The sequence below is a fragment of the Nonomuraea sp. bgisy101 genome (assembly GCF_057708945.1).
The window spans coordinates 1-18922 of sequence record NZ_JBYITD010000058.1 but is presented as its reverse complement, the minus strand read 5'-3'; the positions used below and the strand labels follow the sequence as shown (position 1 = coordinate 18922).

Annotated in this window: 21 protein-coding genes; 10 read left to right on the top strand and 11 right to left on the bottom strand. The window is 68.0% G+C overall.

The window, feature by feature from the left end; genetic code table 11:
* The first annotated feature begins 38 nt into the window (after positions 1 to 38).
* Positions 39 to 2705 carry an alpha/beta fold hydrolase gene (locus tag AC3EO4_RS52265; RefSeq protein ID WP_431903759.1) on the top strand — a complete coding sequence of 889 codons (2667 nt, stop codon included), beginning with the start codon at positions 39 to 41 and terminating at the stop codon, positions 2703 to 2705.
* A gap of 389 nt (positions 2706 to 3094) precedes the next feature.
* On the opposite strand, the gene AC3EO4_RS52260 is transcribed toward AC3EO4_RS52265, so the two are convergent.
* A complete protein-coding gene (locus tag AC3EO4_RS52260; RefSeq protein ID WP_431903757.1) occupies positions 3095 to 5896 on the bottom strand; it encodes a Tn3 family transposase in 2802 nt (933 codons plus the stop codon).
* On the opposite strand from AC3EO4_RS52260, the gene AC3EO4_RS52255 reads away from it, so the two are divergent.
* Positions 5828 to 6229, top strand: coding sequence for a hypothetical protein (locus AC3EO4_RS52255; protein WP_431903756.1), 402 nt, complete (start codon positions 5828 to 5830; stop codon positions 6227 to 6229). The two genes, AC3EO4_RS52260 and AC3EO4_RS52255, sit on opposite strands and share 69 nt — an antisense overlap.
* A 42-nt stretch (positions 6230 to 6271) precedes the next feature.
* On the opposite strand, the gene AC3EO4_RS52250 is transcribed toward AC3EO4_RS52255, so the two are convergent.
* The 3 genes from AC3EO4_RS52250 to AC3EO4_RS52240 all read right to left on the bottom strand — a co-directional run bounded on the left by AC3EO4_RS52250 (position 6272) and on the right by AC3EO4_RS52240 (position 7606).
* Positions 6272 to 6439, bottom strand: coding sequence for a hypothetical protein (locus tag AC3EO4_RS52250; protein ID WP_431903753.1), 168 nt, complete (start codon positions 6437 to 6439; stop codon positions 6272 to 6274).
* 109 nt (positions 6440 to 6548) lie between these two features.
* Entirely contained in the window at positions 6549 to 6842 is a 294-nt protein-coding gene (locus AC3EO4_RS52245; RefSeq protein ID WP_379580833.1) for a hypothetical protein, read from the bottom strand.
* 524 nt (positions 6843 to 7366) lie between these two features.
* Positions 7367 to 7606 (bottom strand): hypothetical protein, encoded by a 240-nt coding sequence (locus AC3EO4_RS52240; protein ID WP_431903751.1) that lies wholly within the window; start codon positions 7604 to 7606, stop codon positions 7367 to 7369.
* 307 nt (positions 7607 to 7913) lie between these two features.
* Here AC3EO4_RS52240 and AC3EO4_RS52235 point away from each other — a divergent pair, with 307 nt between their 5' ends.
* Positions 7914 to 8336, top strand: a complete 423-nt coding sequence (locus tag AC3EO4_RS52235) for an RICIN domain-containing protein (protein WP_379580831.1) — start codon at positions 7914 to 7916, stop codon at positions 8334 to 8336.
* A gap of 579 nt (positions 8337 to 8915) precedes the next feature.
* On the opposite strand, the gene AC3EO4_RS52230 is transcribed toward AC3EO4_RS52235, so the two are convergent.
* The 3 genes from AC3EO4_RS52230 to AC3EO4_RS52220 form a co-directional block, all read right to left on the bottom strand.
* Positions 8916 to 9164 carry a hypothetical protein gene (locus tag AC3EO4_RS52230; RefSeq protein ID WP_431903748.1) on the bottom strand — a complete coding sequence of 83 codons (249 nt, stop codon included), beginning with the start codon at positions 9162 to 9164 and terminating at the stop codon, positions 8916 to 8918.
* Positions 9165 to 9446, bottom strand: a complete 282-nt coding sequence (locus AC3EO4_RS52225; RefSeq protein WP_431903746.1) for a hypothetical protein — start codon at positions 9444 to 9446, stop codon at positions 9165 to 9167.
* 175 nt (positions 9447 to 9621) lie between these two features.
* Positions 9622 to 10194 carry a hypothetical protein gene (locus AC3EO4_RS52220; RefSeq protein ID WP_431903743.1) on the bottom strand — a complete coding sequence of 191 codons (573 nt, stop codon included), beginning with the start codon at positions 10192 to 10194 and terminating at the stop codon, positions 9622 to 9624.
* Positions 10195 to 10893: 699 nt separating this feature from the next.
* On the opposite strand from AC3EO4_RS52220, the gene AC3EO4_RS52215 reads away from it, so the two are divergent.
* The gene (locus AC3EO4_RS52215) at positions 10894 to 11229 is read left to right on the top strand and encodes a DUF4158 domain-containing protein (protein WP_431903740.1); all 336 of its coding nucleotides are present in this window, start codon (positions 10894 to 10896) and stop codon (positions 11227 to 11229) included.
* Here the strand turns inward: AC3EO4_RS52215 and AC3EO4_RS52210 are convergent, their stop codons facing one another.
* On the bottom strand, positions 11230 to 12195 hold the full coding sequence (locus AC3EO4_RS52210) for a LysR family transcriptional regulator (RefSeq protein ID WP_379580826.1): 966 nt from the start codon (positions 12193 to 12195) through the stop codon (positions 11230 to 11232).
* 108 nt (positions 12196 to 12303) lie between these two features.
* Between AC3EO4_RS52210 and AC3EO4_RS52205 the strand changes: the two genes are divergently transcribed.
* The 5 genes from AC3EO4_RS52205 to AC3EO4_RS52185 all read left to right on the top strand — a co-directional run bounded on the left by AC3EO4_RS52205 (position 12304) and on the right by AC3EO4_RS52185 (position 15982).
* Positions 12304 to 12810, top strand: a complete 507-nt coding sequence (locus AC3EO4_RS52205) for a nuclear transport factor 2 family protein (RefSeq protein WP_431903737.1) — start codon at positions 12304 to 12306, stop codon at positions 12808 to 12810.
* 7 nt (positions 12811 to 12817) lie between these two features.
* Positions 12818 to 13375 (top strand): YceI family protein, encoded by a 558-nt coding sequence (locus AC3EO4_RS52200; protein ID WP_379580824.1) that lies wholly within the window; start codon positions 12818 to 12820, stop codon positions 13373 to 13375.
* Between the two features lie 168 nt (positions 13376 to 13543).
* Positions 13544 to 14383: an NAD(P)H-binding protein gene (locus tag AC3EO4_RS52195; protein ID WP_379580823.1), complete on the top strand. Its 840-nt coding sequence runs from the start codon at positions 13544 to 13546 to the stop codon at positions 14381 to 14383.
* A gap of 272 nt (positions 14384 to 14655) precedes the next feature.
* A complete protein-coding gene (locus tag AC3EO4_RS52190) occupies positions 14656 to 15558 on the top strand; it encodes a hypothetical protein (RefSeq protein ID WP_431903733.1) in 903 nt (300 codons plus the stop codon).
* Positions 15559 to 15742: 184 nt separating this feature from the next.
* Positions 15743 to 15982: a nuclear transport factor 2-like protein gene (locus AC3EO4_RS52185; RefSeq protein ID WP_431903731.1), complete on the top strand. Its 240-nt coding sequence runs from the start codon at positions 15743 to 15745 to the stop codon at positions 15980 to 15982.
* A 101-nt stretch (positions 15983 to 16083) separates the two neighbouring features.
* Here the strand turns inward: AC3EO4_RS52185 and AC3EO4_RS52180 are convergent, their stop codons facing one another.
* Both AC3EO4_RS52180 and AC3EO4_RS52175 read right to left on the bottom strand, forming a co-directional pair.
* Positions 16084 to 16422 carry a cation efflux transmembrane domain-containing protein gene (locus tag AC3EO4_RS52180; RefSeq protein ID WP_431903728.1) on the bottom strand — a complete coding sequence of 113 codons (339 nt, stop codon included), beginning with the start codon at positions 16420 to 16422 and terminating at the stop codon, positions 16084 to 16086.
* Positions 16423 to 16662: 240 nt separating this feature from the next.
* Entirely contained in the window at positions 16663 to 17064 is a 402-nt protein-coding gene (locus AC3EO4_RS52175) for a DUF1330 domain-containing protein (protein WP_431903726.1), read from the bottom strand.
* A gap of 91 nt (positions 17065 to 17155) precedes the next feature.
* Between AC3EO4_RS52175 and AC3EO4_RS52170 the strand changes: the two genes are divergently transcribed.
* Complete coding sequence (locus AC3EO4_RS52170; protein WP_379580818.1) at positions 17156 to 18058, top strand: LysR family transcriptional regulator; 903 nt, start codon at positions 17156 to 17158, stop codon at positions 18056 to 18058.
* Here the strand turns inward: AC3EO4_RS52170 and AC3EO4_RS52165 are convergent.
* Positions 17993 to 18472, bottom strand: coding sequence for a DUF4158 domain-containing protein (locus tag AC3EO4_RS52165; protein WP_431903807.1), 480 nt, complete (start codon positions 18470 to 18472; stop codon positions 17993 to 17995). The genes AC3EO4_RS52170 and AC3EO4_RS52165 overlap by 66 nt on opposite strands.
* Between the last annotated feature and the right edge of the window lie 450 nt (positions 18473 to 18922).

The following is an 18922-nucleotide window of genomic DNA, read 5'->3' as shown; positions in this document are numbered from 1 at the left end:
GAACTACTTCCGGTGACCTTGAACCACTAGCCTGAGGCATGCGATTCGGCGTGCTTGGTCCGCTTGCCGTCTGGACAGATGACGGTGCACTGGTTCGGGTTCCCGACACGAAGGTCCGCGCCCTGCTGGCGGACCTGCTCCTGGCAGAGGGCCACCCGGTGTCGATCAGCGCCCTGATCGACGATCTGTGGGGCGATGACCTTCCGGTCAATCCCACCAGCACCCTGCAGACCCGCATCTCCCAGTTACGGCGGGCGCTGGAGGAGGCGGAGCCGGGAAGCCGGGACCTGGTGGTGACCCAGCCGCCGGGCTACATGCTGCGAGTAGCCGCCGATGCGGTGGATGTAGGCCGGTTCCGGGGACTGGCCCAGCGTGCGCGGACAGTCGCCGAGCCACGTACCCGCAGGTCGCTTCTCGCCGACGCGCTGGCGCTGTGGCGGGGCCCGGCCTTCGCCGACGTATCCGAGGCACCCTTCGCTCGCGCGGCCATCGACCGGCTCGAAGAGGAACGGATGGTCGTCATCGAGGAGCACGCCGAGGCCCGCCTGGAGATGGGTGAGCACCACCTGCTGTCAGCCGAGCTCGCCGAGGTCGTAGCCGGACATCCGTTACGGCAGCGCCTGCGCGCGGTCTACATGCGCGGGTTGTACCGGTCAGGACGGCACAGCCAGGCGCTGGACACCTACCGTGACCTCCGCACCCGCCTGGCCGACGAGCTGGGCCTGGACCCCGCCGCCGACCTCGTCAGCCTCCACCAGGCGATTCTCAGCCAGGATCCCGCGCTGGCCGCAGTACCGGCCGAAGCGTCGGCTCGGACGAATCTGCCCGCCGCCATGACCGAGTTGATCGGCCGGGCCACGGCAGTGGAACGTGTTCGGGCCCGGCTGCGCAGCGGCAGGCTCGTGACGCTCACCGGGCCGGGTGGCGTGGGCAAGACCAGCCTGGCCCTGGAGGTCGCCCGGGATCTGGACGACGCTTATCTGGTGGAGCTGGCCGCCCTCGACGCCTCCGCCGGTGAGCAGGACCTCCTCCAGGCGATCCGGAACCTCACCCAGCCCGACGGGGAGCGCGTGCTGGTCCTGGACAACTGCGAGCACGTGGTGGAGCAGGTCGCCGCGGTGGCCGACAAGCTGCTGGGGACCGCTCCGCATCTGCGGATCCTGGCCACCAGCCGCGAACCCCTTGGCATCCTCGGCGAGCAGGTGTGGCCGGTCCCGCCGCTCGGCCTGCCGTCCTCGGCCACCGACTCCGGCGCCGTGGCGCGATCCAGCGCCATCCAGCTGTTCGTGGCCAGGGCCACCGCTGCCAAGCCCGACTTCCAGCTCACTCCCGCCAACACCCCGGCCGTGGTGGAGATCTGCCGCAGACTAGACGGCCTGCCCCTCGCGCTCGAACTGGCGGCGACCCGCGTCCGCGCCCTGGAGATCCACGATCTCGCCACGCGTCTCGACGATCGTTTCCGGGTGCTCGCCACCGGCCGTCGCGGCGCGCCGGACCGGCAGCGGACGTTGCAGGCCATGATCGAATGGAGCTGGGACCTGCTCACCGAGCCAGAACGGACCGTGCTGCGCCGACTGGCCATCCACCCCGACGCGTGGAGCCTGCAGGCGGCGGAGGCGATCTGCCCTGGTGACGTCGCCGACCTGCTCACCCGCCTCGTCGATCGTTCCCTGGTCTCGCCGCTGACCGGGACGACCGGCTCGCGGTACCGGCTCCTGGAAACCGTACGGGCCTTCTGCCTGGACCGCCTGCGCGACTCGGGCGAGTTCGAGGAGACCCGCAGGCAGTACGTCGCCTATTACGAGGAACTGACCGACCGTAACGAGCCACGGCTTTTTGGGCACGGCGGCCTGCTCATCCAGGCCAGCGACCTCTACCGTGAGCCGCGCCCGGCGACGGGCACCCCGGATGGCGGGGCGCATGGCGGAACGAAGGCCACCGCCACCTCGGCCGACGGAACGATTATTGCCGTCGAGCGATGGGGCCAAGGCCCGCCACTCATCCTGGTCGGCGGCGCACTGAACGAGCGGACGGACTTCACCTCGCTGGCCGTACGGCTGGCGCCGCGGTTCACCGTGATCACCTATGATCGCCGCGGCCGCGGCGGGAGCGGGGACACCCAGCCGTACACGGTCGTCCGGGAGATCGAGGACCTGACAGCCGTTCTCGGCCAGGCCGGCGGGGCCGCGTTCGCCCTCGGCGTCTCCTCAGGTGCCGTCCTTGTCGCCGACTCGGCTGCGCGCGGCGTGCCGATCACCGGACTGGTCTTGATCGAGCCGCCCTTCATCATCGACGGCACCCGCACAGCCATACCCCTGGACTTCACCGCACAGCTCGACAAGCTCGTGCGGGCAGATCGCCGAGGCGACGCGGTCGAACTCTTCCTGACCACCGCTGTGGAGACGCCGGCCGAGGTCATCGCTGCGATGCGCTCGGCTCCCCAGTGGCGAAGCCTCGAAGCCATGGCCCACACCCTGGCCTATGACATGGCCGTGATGGGCGACTACTCCCTGCCCGTGCACTGGAGGGCCACCATCACCGTCCCCACCTTGGTCATCGACGGCACGCACAGTGCCGCCTGGCGACGGGACGCCGCACAAACAGTCACCGACCTACTGCCTCACGGGCGGCGCCACAGCGTGGACGCACCACACGACATGGCACCCGACGTCCTGGCGCCACTGCTGGAGCAGTTCCTCCTCTGAGACCCCGCCCACGACCGGATCGCCTGGCGGACGCGCCGGCCATGACACCCACCGCGCCGCACACGCCGACACCGACCTGCTCAACGCCATCACGGCAGGCAACAGCCCGATCGAATCGTTCGTCCCGATCTCCCTCGACCTGCCCACCCTCAACGTGGACACCTCCGACGGTTCCAGCCCGACATCGCAGTCTTCGCCACAGCCAACCGACTCGCCGACCGACAGGGACATGGGTCGAGACACTTGGTCTATGAAGGACCTACGTGGGCGGTCGCTGACCAGGCCGCCCACGCCCGAGACCGGTTCGACCTCGACATGCCTTCCGGACCCCGGCCCGCGCCCCTTACCCCGAATCGGTAACGCGGTGGCCTCGGGCCAGTCCCGGCTGCTCACAGGCCCAGCTCCCGTAGCTGGGCGGGGCGCAACGGCCGCCAGCCGTCACTCAGCTTGGCCAACTCCGCCTCGACGTCGACGTGGATCGCCCCGAAGAAGTTGATATTGTCGCTGTGCCCGGGCGAAATATGAGCAAGCACCTCGTCGGGGACGTCGCGGCCCTGGGCGCGCAGGTCGAGGACCGCCTTGGAATAATATTCTGTGGTCCAGGTCACCACACAATTGGTCAACACGGTCAAACACCACGCCTGCTCGGTCTGCTGCGACAGGTGCGGCTTGGTGACCATGCCCTGCTGGGCGTAGTGCAGGTCACGGCGCAGCGCATGCAGGCTCTCGCCCTTGTTGAGCTGGCGGGTGATCTTCCTGCGATACGCCGGATCCGACAAATACTTCGCGGTGTGCACGGTACGGCGCAGCATCCCCCACTCCTTCAGCGCGGTGGCCAGGGTGTTCTGCCGTGAAGCCGCCGACCACTTGCCGACGATCAACGACGCGGTGGCCTGCCCGAACTTCAGCGACCCGGCCATCCGCAGCAGATCCGGCCAGCACTCGGCCACCAGAGCCTCGTTCCACCGGGCGCCCAGCAGCGGCCCCGCGTGCGGGTAGAGTTTGCCGATCTCGGTCGGGGTGTCGTCACGCACCAAGGTGACCCGGGTCAGATCCCGCATCCGCGGCGTCAACGCCTTCCCCACCAAATCGAACAGGGCAAAATTAATGAGCGTGGCACCGTGCGTATCGGTCGCGTGTTCGACGATCGGCAGATCGGTGGCGTTGCCGAGGAACTCATCCAGCGCGAAGTGTCCTTCCCGCGCCGTCGGCACGATGATCTTCGTACCGTAGGTCGACCACTGATCGGAGACATGGGTGTAGGTGGACAACACCTGCCCGCCGTGGATGGTCATGGTCCGCCCGGTCACGCTCTTGCCGCGCACCGGAAAGCGCTGCCCGTCGGAGGAGGACATGGTGCCGCCGCCGAACACCTTGGCCAACGCCAGCCCGTAGTGATGATCCACGACGCAGGTGTTGGCCTCGCGCAACGTCTCCTCCCGCACATACCACTCCATCGTCCAGGCGAGGGTGTCGTAGGAGATGCCGCTGGCCTCGCTCATCTTGGCCAACCCCAGATTCGTGGCCTGGCTGATCAGCACCGCGAGGATGTTGCGCTTAAGCTCGGGCGAGCCGGCCAGCTTCTTACCCCCGGCGTGGGTGAAGCAGTCCAGGAACTTCGTCCGCGCGTCGAGTTCGATGAGCAGTGAGGCGATCGGCGCGAACGGCAACATGCCCGCCAGCTCGTCTTTCAGCTCCTTGGCCTCGGCCGGGATGTCCTCGGCCGACAGCGGCGGAAGCACCAGATGATCGTCGTCATCCAGGCGGACCGCGCCGGTGTCGTCCGGCAAGGCGCCCGCCAGCGTGGTCTCCAGCTCCGCCAGGGCGGTGTGCAGTTCCTGCTTGCCCTGCTCCAGCGCCTCAGCCGCCATCGCCGGTTTGCGGACCAACCGGCAGTACTCGGCCCGGCGCGGCTCCCATTGCTCGGGCGTGTACAGGTAGGTAGCCGGGTCGGCGTAGCGGCGCGATCCCGGCACGAACACATCCCCGCTGCGCAACCCGTCCCGCAGGCCCAGCAGCACACACAGCTCCCAATAGTGGCGAAAGGCGGTGTCATCGCCGCCCTTGCGAGCCTTCTCCAGGTAGTCGGCGTAGCGAGTGGGCACGAAGACCGTCGGCGCGCCGTCGGGGACCTTACGCCCGCCGGTCCGGTTCAACTCCTTCAAGATCGCCACCGCCCGCATCAGCTCGGCCGTGCCCGGCCCGCCGTGAAAATCGATCGCCGCCAGCACCGGCGGGGTGAACTGCCGCAGGTAAGAGTAGGAGGAGGCCATCTCCGACAGGCGGCCGTGATCCTTGGGCAGCGCCTTCCACCCGCCCGTGGTGACCTCCCGCAACTTCCCCATGCCGATTCGCTCCCGCAGCAACCCGCCCACCCGCTCGTCCGGAACCCCGGGGTCGGCCAGCACCGGCAAGATCACCTGCAGCAGCAACTGCCGGGCCTCGCCAGTCTTGGCCCGCTCCACCAACGCCTCATCGGTCTTGATCTTCGCCCGGGACTCCCGCGCCGAGACGGCCTGGTCGAACAGCGCCACCACCTCATCCAACTGATCGATCGCGGCCTGGGCGACGAACGCCAGCAAGATCGGATACCGGCGCTCGCGACGCCGCTCCAACCCTTGATTGGTGGACCGGCGCGCCACCTGGGCCAGGAACCGGCGCCGCTCGTTCGGTAGCGCGGACAGGTCCAACTGGTGCGCGTCCATCGCGCGCAGCCACGCAAGCTTGTCGATCGAGGTCTTCACCGCCGTAGACGAGGCCTCGGTTGCGGGTTTGGTCAGCCATTCCAACCGGGTGCACCCCAGCCCGGCATCGACCTTCAGCAGCAGATCCAAATCCGAGCGGACCTGCGTGGTCAGCAAGTGCGCCACCTTGTGCGAGGTCAGCTCACCGGCGGCCGCCCGGGCCGCGCCGACCATCTTCGCCAACGTGATCGCCCCGGGCCGGATCACCTTCGCCGACATCAGATACTCGCGCGCCAGGTTGAACAACAACGTCGGCGAATCGTGCTCCATCGCCCGATCGGTGAGGAACTGTTCCAGTTCCTTCATCTCCGGACTGCCGGTCGCGGCCTGTTTCCAGCCCAGGTACTTGGCGACCTGGCCCAGGTGATCGGACCGGGTGTGAGCCCGCCGCCCGTAGCCCCGCAACGCCCCCGGAGCCAAGCCCAGCGCTTCGGCCAGCCGGGCCACCTCGCCGCGTTCCGCACCGCCCTGGCGCGCGGCATCCTCGAAGCCGAGGACGACCGGCGGTTCGGGTTCGGCCTCGCCTCAGCGGCGGCGGTCTGGACGGCGATCCGATCCAACGGCCTGCGCCACCGGGATAAGCGCGAGCCCGGCGACGACTCCCGGACCCAGCTGGTGGCGGGCCTGGAGGCCGGGGCGCGCTCCGCGGACGCCTCCGGGGTCTTCCCCCACTTCGCCGGCTGGTGCCGGTCGACGGCCGAGGTGCTGCGCCGCCGCTGGCCCGACACCGACGTCGACACTGCGGCAATTGCGCCCTACACCTGGAGGTTACGGCCCTAGCTAAGAGCACACCGGCTGAAACCTTCGGTGTCGGCAAGCGACCTAATCGGTGACGGCGGCGGCTGCGGCTTGCTGGGCGTCAGTCTGGTCGGCGGCACGGATGTGGCCGAACAGGCCGAAGCCGTCGATGTCGATCTCGCCGTCCGGGCCGTACAGGTGCCACTGGCCGTCGCTGCGCCCCGTCGCCGGGCAGGTGGGGAGCCCGCGCATGGTGATCCAGGCGCGGGACTCCTGGCGGTGACTGGCAGGAGCCGCTTGACCCCATCCAACACCGGATAGCTCGCGGCTCCTGCTCGCGTCTCCGGAACAGGTCATGGCCCTACACCGACGGGACTTTGATGCTGTGGCCATACTCGACGTGGAAAGACTCCCCTGGTCCGTAGCCACCAAGATTCGTGAGGTCACAGGTACCCGTCAGATATTCGGCGACCTGCACTTGGGTGTGGTTTTCGACGCGTGCTCCCCCCTGGATCCAGACGGGGTAGCAGCCATGCGGGTCGTTGATGCCGATTCCGCCGATTATCAGAGTGCCAGGGACGGCCCACGCCGGGGCGAGCGGCGACAAGGCCATCAAGGCAGCGGCGGCTACGGCCGCAGGCACGGTGCGCATCATCGGTTCTCCCTGCACTGTGAACGATGCGGCTGGTGTGCCACACGCGACAACCTTCCAGCTATCGCAACGCGTCAGCCACTTACTGTTACGGCAGCGTGGTGTTTACCCCGTTATGACGGCGCCAGCCCAGACCCACAGGAACCGACCCGCACCGAGGTTACGGAGGCCGCCGCGACGTAAGCGGCCGTGATCGGCATACTCGCCCGCCGAGCCAAGCATTCGGCGTCCTCCTCCCGAAGGCGTCCCCAGCCGCCAACTAGCGCCGACAACCCAGAACCGAAGTGGCATAGCCGCAGGTCAGCGCATGGGTCATGTTCTCTGAGCGGATTCGGCCACATCTCAGCACCACCCTCCCGCCGCCGAAACCCCAGCCTCCGCGCCGCCCGGAACACGCCTCTGACCTGCAACGGTCGACCTACTTTGGGGCTGGGGACGCCTTCGGGAGGAGGACGCCTTTTAGGAGCGGGTGGGGATGGGGTCGGGCCTCAGGTGCGGCGAACGCGGCAGCACCGGAGGCCCGGTCGTCATGACGGGTCGACGTTGGCAGAGCAGAGGTGCTCAGCGAGGGTGCGGCTGAGGATCAGGTCGGTGGCGTCCGCGCCGATCAAGCCCACGTCGGGAAGCAGGAACCACGCCCGCGGCTGGCCGTCAGTGGTGATGGTGTCGAACCGGACCAGGACGGGCGTCCACCCGCCGGCGGCGGCGGCGAGGTGGATGTACCAGCCGGGCTGGATGTCCAGCGCCGCGCGGTGAGTGCCGCTCACGCGCCCACCAGCTGTGGCTGGGCGGCGCCGAGCCCGAGATCGCTGGCCAGCTGTGGGCCGCGTGCCTGGGCGGCGTGCACAGCGGGCAGGTGACGCTGTTGGAAGCCGGACAGCGCGGCGGTCCACCGGCTCTGGGCTTAGGGAGTGCCGAGGGTTTGACGACCTACGCCGATCCGCGAAGGTTCGTGGATACCGCACTCGCGGACTGTTCCATCTAGAAGTTGCAGCGGCTCGGGGAGAGCCTTGAGAGTCGTGGGGGTAGGTGGCTACAGGCAGTCGTAATTCGATTACATACGGGAGGCACTGTATGAGCAGTAACCAGCCCATTCCCAACGGCATCTACACGATCATGGGCCCCGGAGGCCAGCTCACCCACCAGGGCCCTGACGCACCCATCCTGCTGCTCCAGCGGGATGGCAACCCCACACAGAAGTGGGAGGTGAGCTCCGAATCGGACGCCTACACCCTGCGCAATGTCGTATCGGGCCTCTACCTGGGAAGCGACCGCGACCCCAACCAAGCTGACATGATGATCAGAGGATCCAAGCAGCCCTTCACCTGGCAAGTCTCCCAAGGTCCGGACGAAGAGCCAGACACTTACCTGCTCGCCTCAGCCGCCTCAAGCGACTCCTTCTTCCTGGCCCCGAGCCTCCTCCGTATCTGGCCCCCGCACGTCGCAATCCTTCCGTCCGGCGGGTACACCCCCGAGTGGCTCTTCAGCCGCGCATAAGCCAGAGCTCAACAGATGAGGCCTGGGCCCAGTTCGCCCAGGCCTCACGCACTCATACGCACGGCCCATCTGTGATCATCGGAGCCGGTGAACGTTGGTGGACACCACACTAGGCACCCGAAGTACGGCGGATGGTTGCGTCGGCGCACCTCTCGTACGTAGCCGATGACGTCGTAGGCGCCGCACAGCTGCACGCGATCGCCTACCCGGTAGAAGCGCGGCTTGGGGAACTTCACGGTCTGGTTCCTCTGGTTCCGAAGCGCGGCGCGTAACTGGCCCACCGTCCACCCGCCGCCGGTCCCAGGGGCCGCCGCCTCGACGGTCGCCGGCGCCTGCTTGAACGCCTCCGGGGGCAGGTTCGCGCCCGCCTCGCCCGGTCGGCGGTTGAGCCGGGTGGCCTCGCGGGTGTGCGACTCGCCTCATCGCCGTCGACGGCATCCGCCAGGCCACACACAACAACCCCGGGGCCGTGAAGCAGGTCGTGACTGAACTTCGAGAGCTCTTGGCCGCGATCGAGACAAGCCTGACTGAGACACCCGGCAGCCCTGGTTGATCTTGCCGCCCAGTTGGGCGACAAGATCAACCACGATGATCGTCCCCAGCCCCGCACGGGACCGAAGTGAGGCGATCGCGAGGCTGCTGCCGGTCCTGCTGCAGCCAATGTTCAGCGCGCTCAGCCGCCTGGATGCTGGGCAAGCCGGCGGCGAGCTTGTCGCGTTCGACCAGCAGCGCGAGCTCGGCCGGGCCGCCGCCGTCGCGGGCGTAGCGGCGGCGTTCCTGCTGCCTCGCAGGCGGCTCGTCCTGGTCGGCCCATCGCTGGGATTCCATTCATGGGATTCCAGCGGCGTCGGCCAGGTCACCGCGAGCATGGGAGTCAGGCGGGGGGAGCGGCAACTGCTCGTGTAGCCGAGCCTCCAGCAGTTTCTCGATCGGGCGCAGCCGCTTTAGCAGGCTGGCAGGAGGGTCCGGCATCTTCTTGATCTCCTTGAGCGCGAACCTGGCCTCGGAGATCTGGCCGGTGTCGTACAGCCATTTGATGAAGCCGTCCATGCCCAGCCAGTGTCTGTTGTGCCAGTAGGCCGTCAGGGCTTCGCCGAGGTCGGTTGCCATGCGGGGCTCGATGCGCGGGACGTCTGGTGGCGGTGGCGGGGCGGGAGATTGTCCGTTGACGCTGCTCTTGTCCGTCGTGAGCCATGCCCAGAACCGCCCCATGCTGCCCCTCGCCTGTCGGGTGCCGAGACTTGCGCCGTTTGTACCGGAAGATACGAAGCGTCAGGCCAGGCGGCTAGGCATGGCTGGCTGGCCTGGGGGCGATGTTGTCCTGACCTTCTCGATCATGGGCGAAGCTAGCGTGCCAGCGTGCTGACCCGCTCGAACGTGGGCCGCTCGTGGCCGGTCGATCGGCCACGTTCGAGCGGGGAGCTTGGGGCGTGGCTGGCTCTTCGGGCTTCGCGGCGAGTTGCTTGATCAGGTCCAGCCCGCCGAACTCCAGGAGGTCGGGGGCGAAGGTGCCCGCCAGGCGTTCGAGTGCGGCGTCGTCGTCGGCTGACTCGGTGCGCAGCATGTCGGCGAGCATGTCCAGGAAGCAGGCCGCCTGCTGGTCTGCGGGAATGGCCGGGGTGGCGGCGTAGGCGATGAGGGTGTGGCGGACGTCGCCGCGTTCGATCTGGGCCCAGAAGCACGTCGACGCGTCCGCCCCGATGCTGTCGGGGTCGAAGGGCGCGGCGATGATCGAGCGTCCGAGGTGGGCGCTGAGCGCTTCGCAGAACGCGGGGATGTCGAGCGGGGCCGGCTGCTGGTCCAGCAGGGCCGCGATGTCAGCGTGCTGGTCGTGGAGCCCTTCGAAGGACGGGTGCAACGGGAGTCCTCTCCTCCTGGTCAGTGGTGCTCAGAGCGCATGACATGGCGTGCGGGGGTGGCGGCCGCACTCTCGCACCAGCACTAACTACAGTTAGCGCCAGGGGATGGTTGCCCGTTGTCGATTGGCGTCCGCCAGGGGGCGAACCTGGCTGGGGCTTCGCTGCGGCCAGGTTCCGGCCACGGCGACGCGCTGGTGAAGATGGCTATAGCCACGTGCGTCTTGCCACCGCGTGTCGTGGCCTTGGTGCAGGCGGCTGCGGCGCGATGCTGGAGCGTGAGACGCATTGCACCAGCGCTCAGGTGGAAGGTCTCCAAACTCCACCGGCGAATCCGAGCCGTTGCGGTCGCTGTGGCCAGAAGTGCGCATCGATCCACTCCCCTGAAGCCCGGTCAGCGGTATTCGCGTGGGCCTAGACGCTGGACGGTGACCACAGCGTCAGGGCTGGGACTTCCCACCACGCCGCGAAACGTCACGGTGACCTCGTCGCCGGCCTGAAGGCCCTGGCCCGGGAGAGCGAGCTCAACGGCGTCCCTGAGAGGGGTCAGACCGCATAAGCCCAAACCCACATCGGGATGATCTTGGTGACAAGGGTTGCGCAGCGAGGGTGATGAAGCTGTGATCTTCTTCGCCTGCTGGTGCGCGTTCGCCTCGCTACGGTGTGTCTCGTCCGCCGGCGGGGCGAGCCGGGAGGCGTGTGTGGTGACGTCGGTCGAACGGACCGCCTATCGAGTGTTCCCGCGCCTGGTGATGACGCGTGAGCTGTACCTCTTCTACTCCCCCTCGGCCGAGGAGATGGCGCGGGCGCGGGAGAAGACCGACACCGATGAGCACCTGCGGGCACCGACGCTCGCGCTGAAGATCCTTCAGCGGCTGGGCCGCTTCGCCAAGTCCCGTGAGGTGCCGCCGGTGGTGGTGGAGCATGTCCGGCGGTGCCTGGAGCTGGGAGAGGATGTCATGCGGTCGAGGCTGGGCGCCGAGGACCGCGCCCGTATCGCGGCTCAGGTCGCCCCAGCGCAGGGCCTCACTTGGTGATCAATTCGGGTTGGTGTGACGGTCTGAAATGGCCCCGCCTGGAAGCTGCCCGTCGGCTGTGTCCACGTGGGCTTGGTTCAGCGAGATGGGGCCGAGGTCGGCGGCGGTCTGGGCCAGTGCGCGGATGGCGGGGCTATCGGCGGTGGACCGCCAGATCAAGGCGAACTGAAGCGCGGGGGCGTCGCGGATGGGCACGAAGACGATGCCGGGAGGGCTGTTGTAGCGGGCGGCGATTTCGCCCAGCGGGTGGACGCAGTGTCCGGCGGCGACCAGGGCAAGGATCTCGTGGAAGGTGCGCGCGATAGGCCCGCGCGGGATGCGGCGGCCGAGCGGCGTACGGACGGGGACCATGGAGGCGACCCAGTACTCGGGGGCGCCGGGGCCGAGGTCGACGACGTGGTTGTCGGCGAGGTCTTCCAGGGACGCGCTGCCGCGATCGGCTAGCGGATGGTCGGCCGACACCGCCAGCACACGCCCGCTGGTGAGCACTGTGGGACCGACGGTGAGATCCGGTTCGGCCACCGGCAACCACAGCACGTGCGCGTCGGCGTCGTCGGTGCGTAGGGCGGCGAACGGGTCGCCGCCGGTGACCTCGCTGAACTGGACGTCACTGCCTGGATAGCGGGCGCGGAACGCGTCGACGAGTGGGCGTAGTTCATATCCGGCATGGCCGAAAACGCCCAGCCGGAGGGTCTGGCGCGCGCCCAGGCCTGCTGCTTCGGCGCGGGCCAGCCCCTCGTGGAGCAGGTCGTAGGCCTGCTGCAGATCTTCGCGGAGGCGCCGACCGACCGGGGTCAGGCTCACGCGCCGGCTGGTGCGGTCGAACAGCGCTACGCCAATGCGCCGTTCTTGTTTGCTGATGGCCTGGCTGACGCGCGCCTGGGACACGCGTAGCCGTTCGGCGGTGCGGCCGAAGTGCAGTTCCTCGGCGAGCGTCAGGAAGATCTCGATGTCCCGTAGCTCCACACATAACCCCCACGTTATAGATCGCCCCACAAACCTTACATTGTTCCGCCGCTGACCTGCCCCGATGCTGGACACCACCACCTGACACGTCGAGAAGGCAGGGAACCGATGAGCAACATGCAGGCCATCGCCGACCGCGTCGAGATCGAGGCGCTGCGCGCCGAGCTCACCGACGCGGTGATGATGCGCGACTACGACCGCGTCGCATCGCTGTTCACCCCCGACGCCGCCATGCGGTGGCCGCACATCGGCAAGGCATTCGTCGGCCGGGACGAGATCCGCGCCGGGATCACGTGGGGGCAAGGGCTCTGGGAGTTCTTCGTGCAGAACATCCACCCCGGCACCATCCAGATCGACGGCGACACCGCGGTCGGCCGGGCTTACATCCAGGAGTTCGGGCGGATGCGCGACGGCAGCTCGCATCTGAACTACGCCCTCTACCACGACCGCTACCAGCGCACCCTCGAGGGCTGGAAATTCTCCGAGCGTGTCTACGAAGTCAAATACCTCGACCCCACTCCGCTCGCGGGGTCGCCGCCCCCCGCAGCGCCCGCGGCCTTCGCGCGACCCACCGCCAGCTCGGAGCCCAACGGCTCATTCCTCCCACACATCTAGGAGTGACATGACGACCACGATCGTGCTCAACGACTTGACCGGCGGCTACACCCTCGACCCGGCCCACACCCGGATTCGCTTCCTCGCCCGGCACACCATCGGCCCCAAGGTGCGCGGACAGTTCGACCAGTTCAAGGGAGGTGCGTACCTGGACGGCGGCGACCCGTCCGAGTCAAGCGTCGAACTCACGATCCAGGCCGGCAGCATCCAGACCCACAACCGGCAGCGCGACGAGTACCTGCGCAGCAAGTTCCTGAACCTGGCCGACCACCCGACCATCACCTTCACCTCGAGAGAGGTGAAGCAGGTCGGCGAGACCACCTTCAAGCTCACCGGTGCCCTGACCATCCGCGGCGTGACCAACCCGATCACCGTGAACCTCGAACTCACCAGCGCCGAACACGACCCGTCGAGCGACGACCTGTCGAGCAACCTCCGGGTCCATTTCAAGGGCAGCGCCACGATCAACCGCAAGGACTGGGGCGTGAACTGGACCGCCGCCGCCGGCCTGGTCAGCAAGACGGTGGCGCTGGAACTCGACATCGCCGCAATCCGACAGCTCTAACCGGACCATCCCGCATCGACACAAAACTCCCCTGCCGGGGATGCACCGGCCTGGACCATATGGGCCCCGGCGCCCTCACCAGGGCAGCCAAGCCAGAAACGGCCTGCCCGTGGCCGAACAAGCCCCACAGGCCGAAGACCGGCCCCAAGGAAGAAGGAGAGATCAATCATGATCCTGGTCACCGGTGCCACCGGAAACGTCGGCGCCAACATCGTCAGCCAACTGCTGGAGGTGGAGGAGAAGGTCCGCGTCCTCACCCGCAACCCCACCGACCACGCGTTCCCCGGCCAGGTCGAAGTCGTGGCCGGCGACCTGACCCGACCCGAAACCCTGACCGAAGCGCTGACCGGCATCGACCGGGCCTTCCTGTTCCCACTCCACAACGCCCTCGACGGCTTCCTAGACGCGGCCAAGCAGGCCAACCTGCAACATGTCGTACTGCTGTCGTCAGCGGCCGTCACCTACGCAACGCCCGGGCTGATCGGCGAACAGCACCTGCAGGTCGAACGAGCCGTCGCCGCGTCCAGGCTGCCGTGGACCTTCATCCGCCCCGACTACTTCATGACCAACGACCTCGTCTGGGCCCAACAGATCACCGACGGTGATGTCGTACGCGGTGTCTACGGCAATGCCGCAGTGCCCCCGATCGACCCCCGCGATATCGCCGCGGTCGCCGTCCGCGCCCTTCTCGACGCACGGGTCGGCGAGGCCTTCCTCCTCACCGGACCACAGTCGCTGACCCAGATCGACCGCGTGCGGATCATCGCGGAGACGATCGGACGGCCAGTGCGGTTCCAGGAGGTACCACGCGAGCAATTCCGGCAGCAGTTGCTCGGCCACGGAATGCCCACACCGGTGGCTGACGCCTACCTCGATGGACTCGCCACCCTGGACGGCAAAAGCGCGCAAACACTACCGACCGTCGAAGAGGTCACCGGGCGACCGCCGTTCACCTACGCCCAATGGGTCGCCCACCACGCGGCGGCATTCAACCCGCCGCAGACCTGACCGTGACGGAACAGGAAGACCGCCCCGCCAATCGCCGAGTCCAGGAATAAGCGCAACCTCGTCGAGGCCGCCCTGTCCCGCGGCGACAAGGTGGCCGCAACCGCCCGGACCACCGCAAGCTTTGACGAGCTCTAGTAGCGGCCCGCCGCCGGGAATCATGATCCAGCTCACCGCCGTGTCGGGTCTGTCCGGCGTCCCGGGCGCCGTGCTGTCGCTGGCGGCCGCGGCGTTAGCCGTGGTCTCCACTGGTCGGTAGCGCGATGGGCGTCTGGATGACCGTCGGTGCCGTGATGAACCCGGCGTACTTCGCCCGGCTGGCCGACCCGAGCGCAATCGGCGCGTTCACCGGAGCCGTCATTCAGGCACTGGGAACGCTCACCGCCATCGTCGCCGGCGTCATTGCCGGCGTCGTTGCCGGGATCGCCGCGGTGACCCCCCGCCGCCAACGCGCCGCCGCCATCACCGTCAACGCCACCGCCACCACCGGGCGTGATCGGACAACCCCCCGCGTACCGGAAATCTATCGAGGAGAACCCATGACCACCGCCCCCACCACCGTCCCCGCCACTGCCCCGTCGAAGACGCCGCTGCTGGCCGCTGTGTTCAGCTACGTCGCGCTCACCATCGCCTACGTGGTGACCAACCGAAACACTCCACAACCGACCGCTTCAGCAGCCGAGGTTCTGCAGTACGGCCAAACCCATCCCACCGCGATCATGCTGGGCGCGGTCCTATTGGCCGCCGCCACGGCCCCGCTGGTGTGGTCGGCGGCCGTCCTGCAGCGGCGGCTGCGCACAGCGATCCCGCTGATCGGCGGCGTGTCGGCCGGCGCCGCACTGATCGCCAGCGCTGTGTTCGGCTGGCTCGGCGCAAGCGCCACCGGGGCGGCCCGGGCCCGCGACCTGGCCGACCTGGCGTTCATGTCCGGGGGCGTCGCCTTTGCGGTGACGTTCGCGGTACTCATCGCGGGAGTCACCGCAGCAGGCATGCGCACCGGTACGCTGCCGCGCGCTGTCACCTGGACCGGGCTGGCCATCGCCGTCGCCGGGCTGCTCGCCGTATTCACCCCGGTGGCCGCCGGCTTCGGCTACCTGCTGCCAGTGGTGCGCTTCGGCGGACTCATCTGGCTCGTGTCCGTCGCGTTCACCGTGAAGTCCGCGGGAGACCGTCCGTAGCGAAACTACGTCGCCGGTGTGACTGCCTTCCGCCGGCGGACGCCTTTCAGCCTTCAAGGCTGGGAGATCGCTGCTCGGTCATAACCGAGGAATTGGGCGAGTAGCCGTGGACGCAGGACGCCGTCGCGGATAGCAAGGAGTTAGGACGGAAGCATCAACCGAAGAACCAGGGAGTACTCGGGTCGTGGCGCTCCTGCGGACCGGCGGTACGGTCGCCGGCCACCCCTTCAACAACGAGTTCGCCCAGACGATCGAGCTGCGCTGGGGCCAGATCACACGTGTCAACGTGGTCGAGGACACCGAGAAGATGGCGACGATACTAGGCCATCTCATCGAGTGCGGCGTCGAAGAGGCCAGCGCTCCCCAGATCACAGACCGTCCGGACCCACGGGATCTCGACAACCACTTGCCGAACCCTCGCTGAGCCCCGTCGCTCGGGAGAAGACTTCGATTCCGCCCCCACGGGCCGATTGGCTTCCTGCGCGGAGCGGCCGGTGACGTGCTCGTGTCGGCCAGCTGGCGCGGTCAGTCCTCGCCGAAGAAGATCTCCTTGACCTCGCGGACCGCGTAGTAGACGAGGACGTACCCGGCCAGTGGGTCGGCCCACCAGAGGCCGGCCAGGGAGTTGAGCACCAGGCCGACCAGCACGGCGGCGGCCAACAGGCCGTCGATCAGGGTGACGCGGCCCTCGGTCTTCAGTACCGGGTTGTCCAGGGCCGCGCCGGTGCGGGCCTTGCCGAAGGCGAGCGCGAACATCACCGCCGCGGTGACGGCGGTCCAGGCGATGCCCAGCGGGGAGTGGTGCGGGCGGAAGCCGGCCACCAGCACCCAGGTGGACTGCACCAGCAGGTAGGCGGCCAGCAACGCGAACCCCGCACCGAAATCGCCGTTGTGGCAGGTCAGAGCTTGATCGCCGTATCAGGCAAGTCAGGCAATTTGCTCGACGTTGGGTAGCGCGGCGAGCCGCCGACAGGGATCAGGCCGTCGAGGACGTCGACGACGAACTGGGACGCGGGGCATCGCTTCGAACTCGTCTCGTGAGACGTCGTTCAGCACCGTGTGCGTTTCAGGTGACGGATGCTCAGCGATGGCTGGGCCCGCCGGTCAGTCGATGCCTTCGATGATGCGGAAGTCGCGCTCGACGCCGTCGGGGAGGGCCACCAGCGCCTTCTGGTATGCCTCGCTCTCGTATGCCGCGACGGCCTGTTCAAAGCTGTCGAACTCGATCAGAACGACGCGTTGCGTGATTCCGGCCTCGTGGGCGACGACTCGACCGCCACGGGACGGGATCCGGGACAGGACGCGCCCGCCCCCAGCCCGGACAGCCGGACCGGCCAGCTTGTCGTAGGCAGCCAGCCTCTCAGGGTCGGAAATGGCGGGGTAGACACTGACCCAGTAGCCCTTAGCCATGGAAACCTCCTGTGTTCGGCCGGACACGTCCGACTTCGAATTGACACTCAGATCGATCGATCCCGGCGCGGGTACTGCGGTCAGTTGAATTGCCATATGCGCAGGTTAGGGCTTGATGTGCGGCCGAGGGAAAGACCGGTACGGGATAGACTCAGAACGGATCGTTATCAATCGGCAGGGAGGGCACGTGGCGCCGGATACGGTGAGCCTGCGGTACTTCCTGGTGCTGGCGCAGGAGTTGAACTTCACCCGCGCGGCCGCACGGATCGGTATCGCACAGCCCGCACTCAGCGCCCGGATGCGCCGGTTGGAGGCGGAACTCGGTACGGCCCTGCTGGTCCGCAACACGCGTAGCGTCGTTTTGACCACGGCCGGTGCGGCTTTGGCGGAGTCCGCGCCGCCCGCGCTGGCGGCGCTGGATCGGGCATGGGACACCGCCCGGAGCACGGCGGCCGGTGAACTGGGCACGGTGCGCATCGGATACAGCCTCAGCGCCGGGGCCGAGACGGCACCGGCCCTGGTGGACAGGCTGATTCGCGGCAACAGCGGACTCGAGGTCGGCGCGGTCCCGATGGCGACACCGGAGATCTCCCCCGCGGTCGCCGACGGCCGCATCGATGCCGGGATCACCCGCGGTGAACAGCCGGGCCGTGGCGTGCGCCGGTTCCTGCTGCGGCGTGCGCGCATCGGGGTCCAGCTGGCGCAGCACCATCCGCTGGCCGAACACCCGGAGATCGAGATCGCCGACGCGGCCGCGTATCCGCTGCGACTCCCGGACCGTGCGGCCAACCCCGTGATCCACGATCAGCTGTCCGCACTGTTCCGAGACACCCGACCACACCCCCGATTCCACACGCCCGCAGTCTCTTTCGACATGTCTCAGCGCGACCTGCGCGACGGGGTCACCCTCGCCCCGGCCGGAGAAGCCGCGGCCACGGCACAACCGGCCGGTCTCACCTGGCGACCGCTGCGGGGCGCGCCCAGCCTGACGTTCCACCTGGTCCTCCCACGCGAGCAGTCGCCACTACACCGCCGCATCCGTGCCGTCGCCAAAGCCCTGGCGCACGAGCTGCACTGGCTGCCGGACTGACGCGCAAGAGGTCAAGCGAGACGGACGTCTGCGGTGGCGAGGCCCAAGACCCTGTGCCCGGCGGACTTCGCGGTGATGACGACGACGGCGGTCTTGCTGAATGTCCGACACGACCTCGCTACGCGGGCGGATCAGCATCCGATGATGGCCCCGGGTCCGGTCCGAGTCGTACACCGCGGCGACGTCCTCGCCCAGCCCGAGATCTCGGCGGATGTGGGCCACCACTGCCTCCGGGACGTCATCCAGCCGGGGGAAATAGCCCATCCGGTTGAAGCACTTCAGCTGCACCATCAGTGCCAGCAGGTGGTTGTCCGACCGCACCTGCCCACTCGCCCACGCGATCTCCTCCGTCTGCGGCGTGCGTGTAGAACACGTGCAACTCCCGGGCCGACAGGAACCGCTTGAACCGCGAATACGCGGTCCGCTCGATCGACGTCACGCCACAACCTCAGACCCGTAAATATCAACCATACGGATCGAGGAACGTACCAAAAGATCAACTACGCCGAGGGCTGAGATCGATCACATCCGGGAACACCCTGCCCTCACCAGCGCAAACCCGAGGGCCGCTCAGCCTATTGCCGGTTTCCGCCGTACCTTGGCTGCACCCCTTCAATGCGGCGCTGGAGAGGCCGCAGGGCGTCGTGGAACACGGCCCTCGCCGTCCGTGTGCTCGCCGCCCTCCGGGGAGGCGGCGAGCATGCGGTCACTCAGCGGGTGTGGTGATCGAGCATCCAAGTGATAAGGGCGCGTACGGCTCCGGCGAGGGCGCCGCGAATCGCGGCAGCAGCCAGCAGAAGTCGTTCGGTACGCGTCAAATCAGATGAGGGCGTCATCGTTTGGTCTCCGTGGTCGTTTACCCGT

Coding starts and splice junctions, on each gene's coding strand:
- AC3EO4_RS52265 (WP_431903759.1), top strand. CDS start 39: ATGCGATTCGGCGTGCTTGGTCCGCTTGCCGTCTGGACAGATGACGGT.
- AC3EO4_RS52250 (WP_431903753.1), bottom strand. CDS start 6,439: ATGCGCGGGCTCCCCACCTGCCCGGCGACGGGGCGCAGCGACGGCCAG.
- AC3EO4_RS52245 (WP_379580833.1), bottom strand. CDS start 6,842: ATGATGCGCACCGTGCCTGCGGCCGTAGCCGCCGCTGCCTTGATGGCC.
- AC3EO4_RS52235 (WP_379580831.1), top strand. CDS start 7,914: ATGAGCAGTAACCAGCCCATTCCCAACGGCATCTACACGATCATGGGC.
- AC3EO4_RS52230 (WP_431903748.1), bottom strand. CDS start 9,164: ATGGAATCCCAGCGATGGGCCGACCAGGACGAGCCGCCTGCGAGGCAG.
- AC3EO4_RS52225 (WP_431903746.1), bottom strand. CDS start 9,446: ATGGCAACCGACCTCGGCGAAGCCCTGACGGCCTACTGGCACAACAGA.
- AC3EO4_RS52205 (WP_431903737.1), top strand. CDS start 12,304: ATGAGCAACATGCAGGCCATCGCCGACCGCGTCGAGATCGAGGCGCTG.
- AC3EO4_RS52200 (WP_379580824.1), top strand. CDS start 12,818: ATGACGACCACGATCGTGCTCAACGACTTGACCGGCGGCTACACCCTC.
- AC3EO4_RS52195 (WP_379580823.1), top strand. CDS start 13,544: ATGATCCTGGTCACCGGTGCCACCGGAAACGTCGGCGCCAACATCGTC.
- AC3EO4_RS52190 (WP_431903733.1), top strand. CDS start 14,656: ATGACCGTCGGTGCCGTGATGAACCCGGCGTACTTCGCCCGGCTGGCC.
- AC3EO4_RS52175 (WP_431903726.1), bottom strand. CDS start 17,064: ATGGCAATTCAACTGACCGCAGTACCCGCGCCGGGATCGATCGATCTG.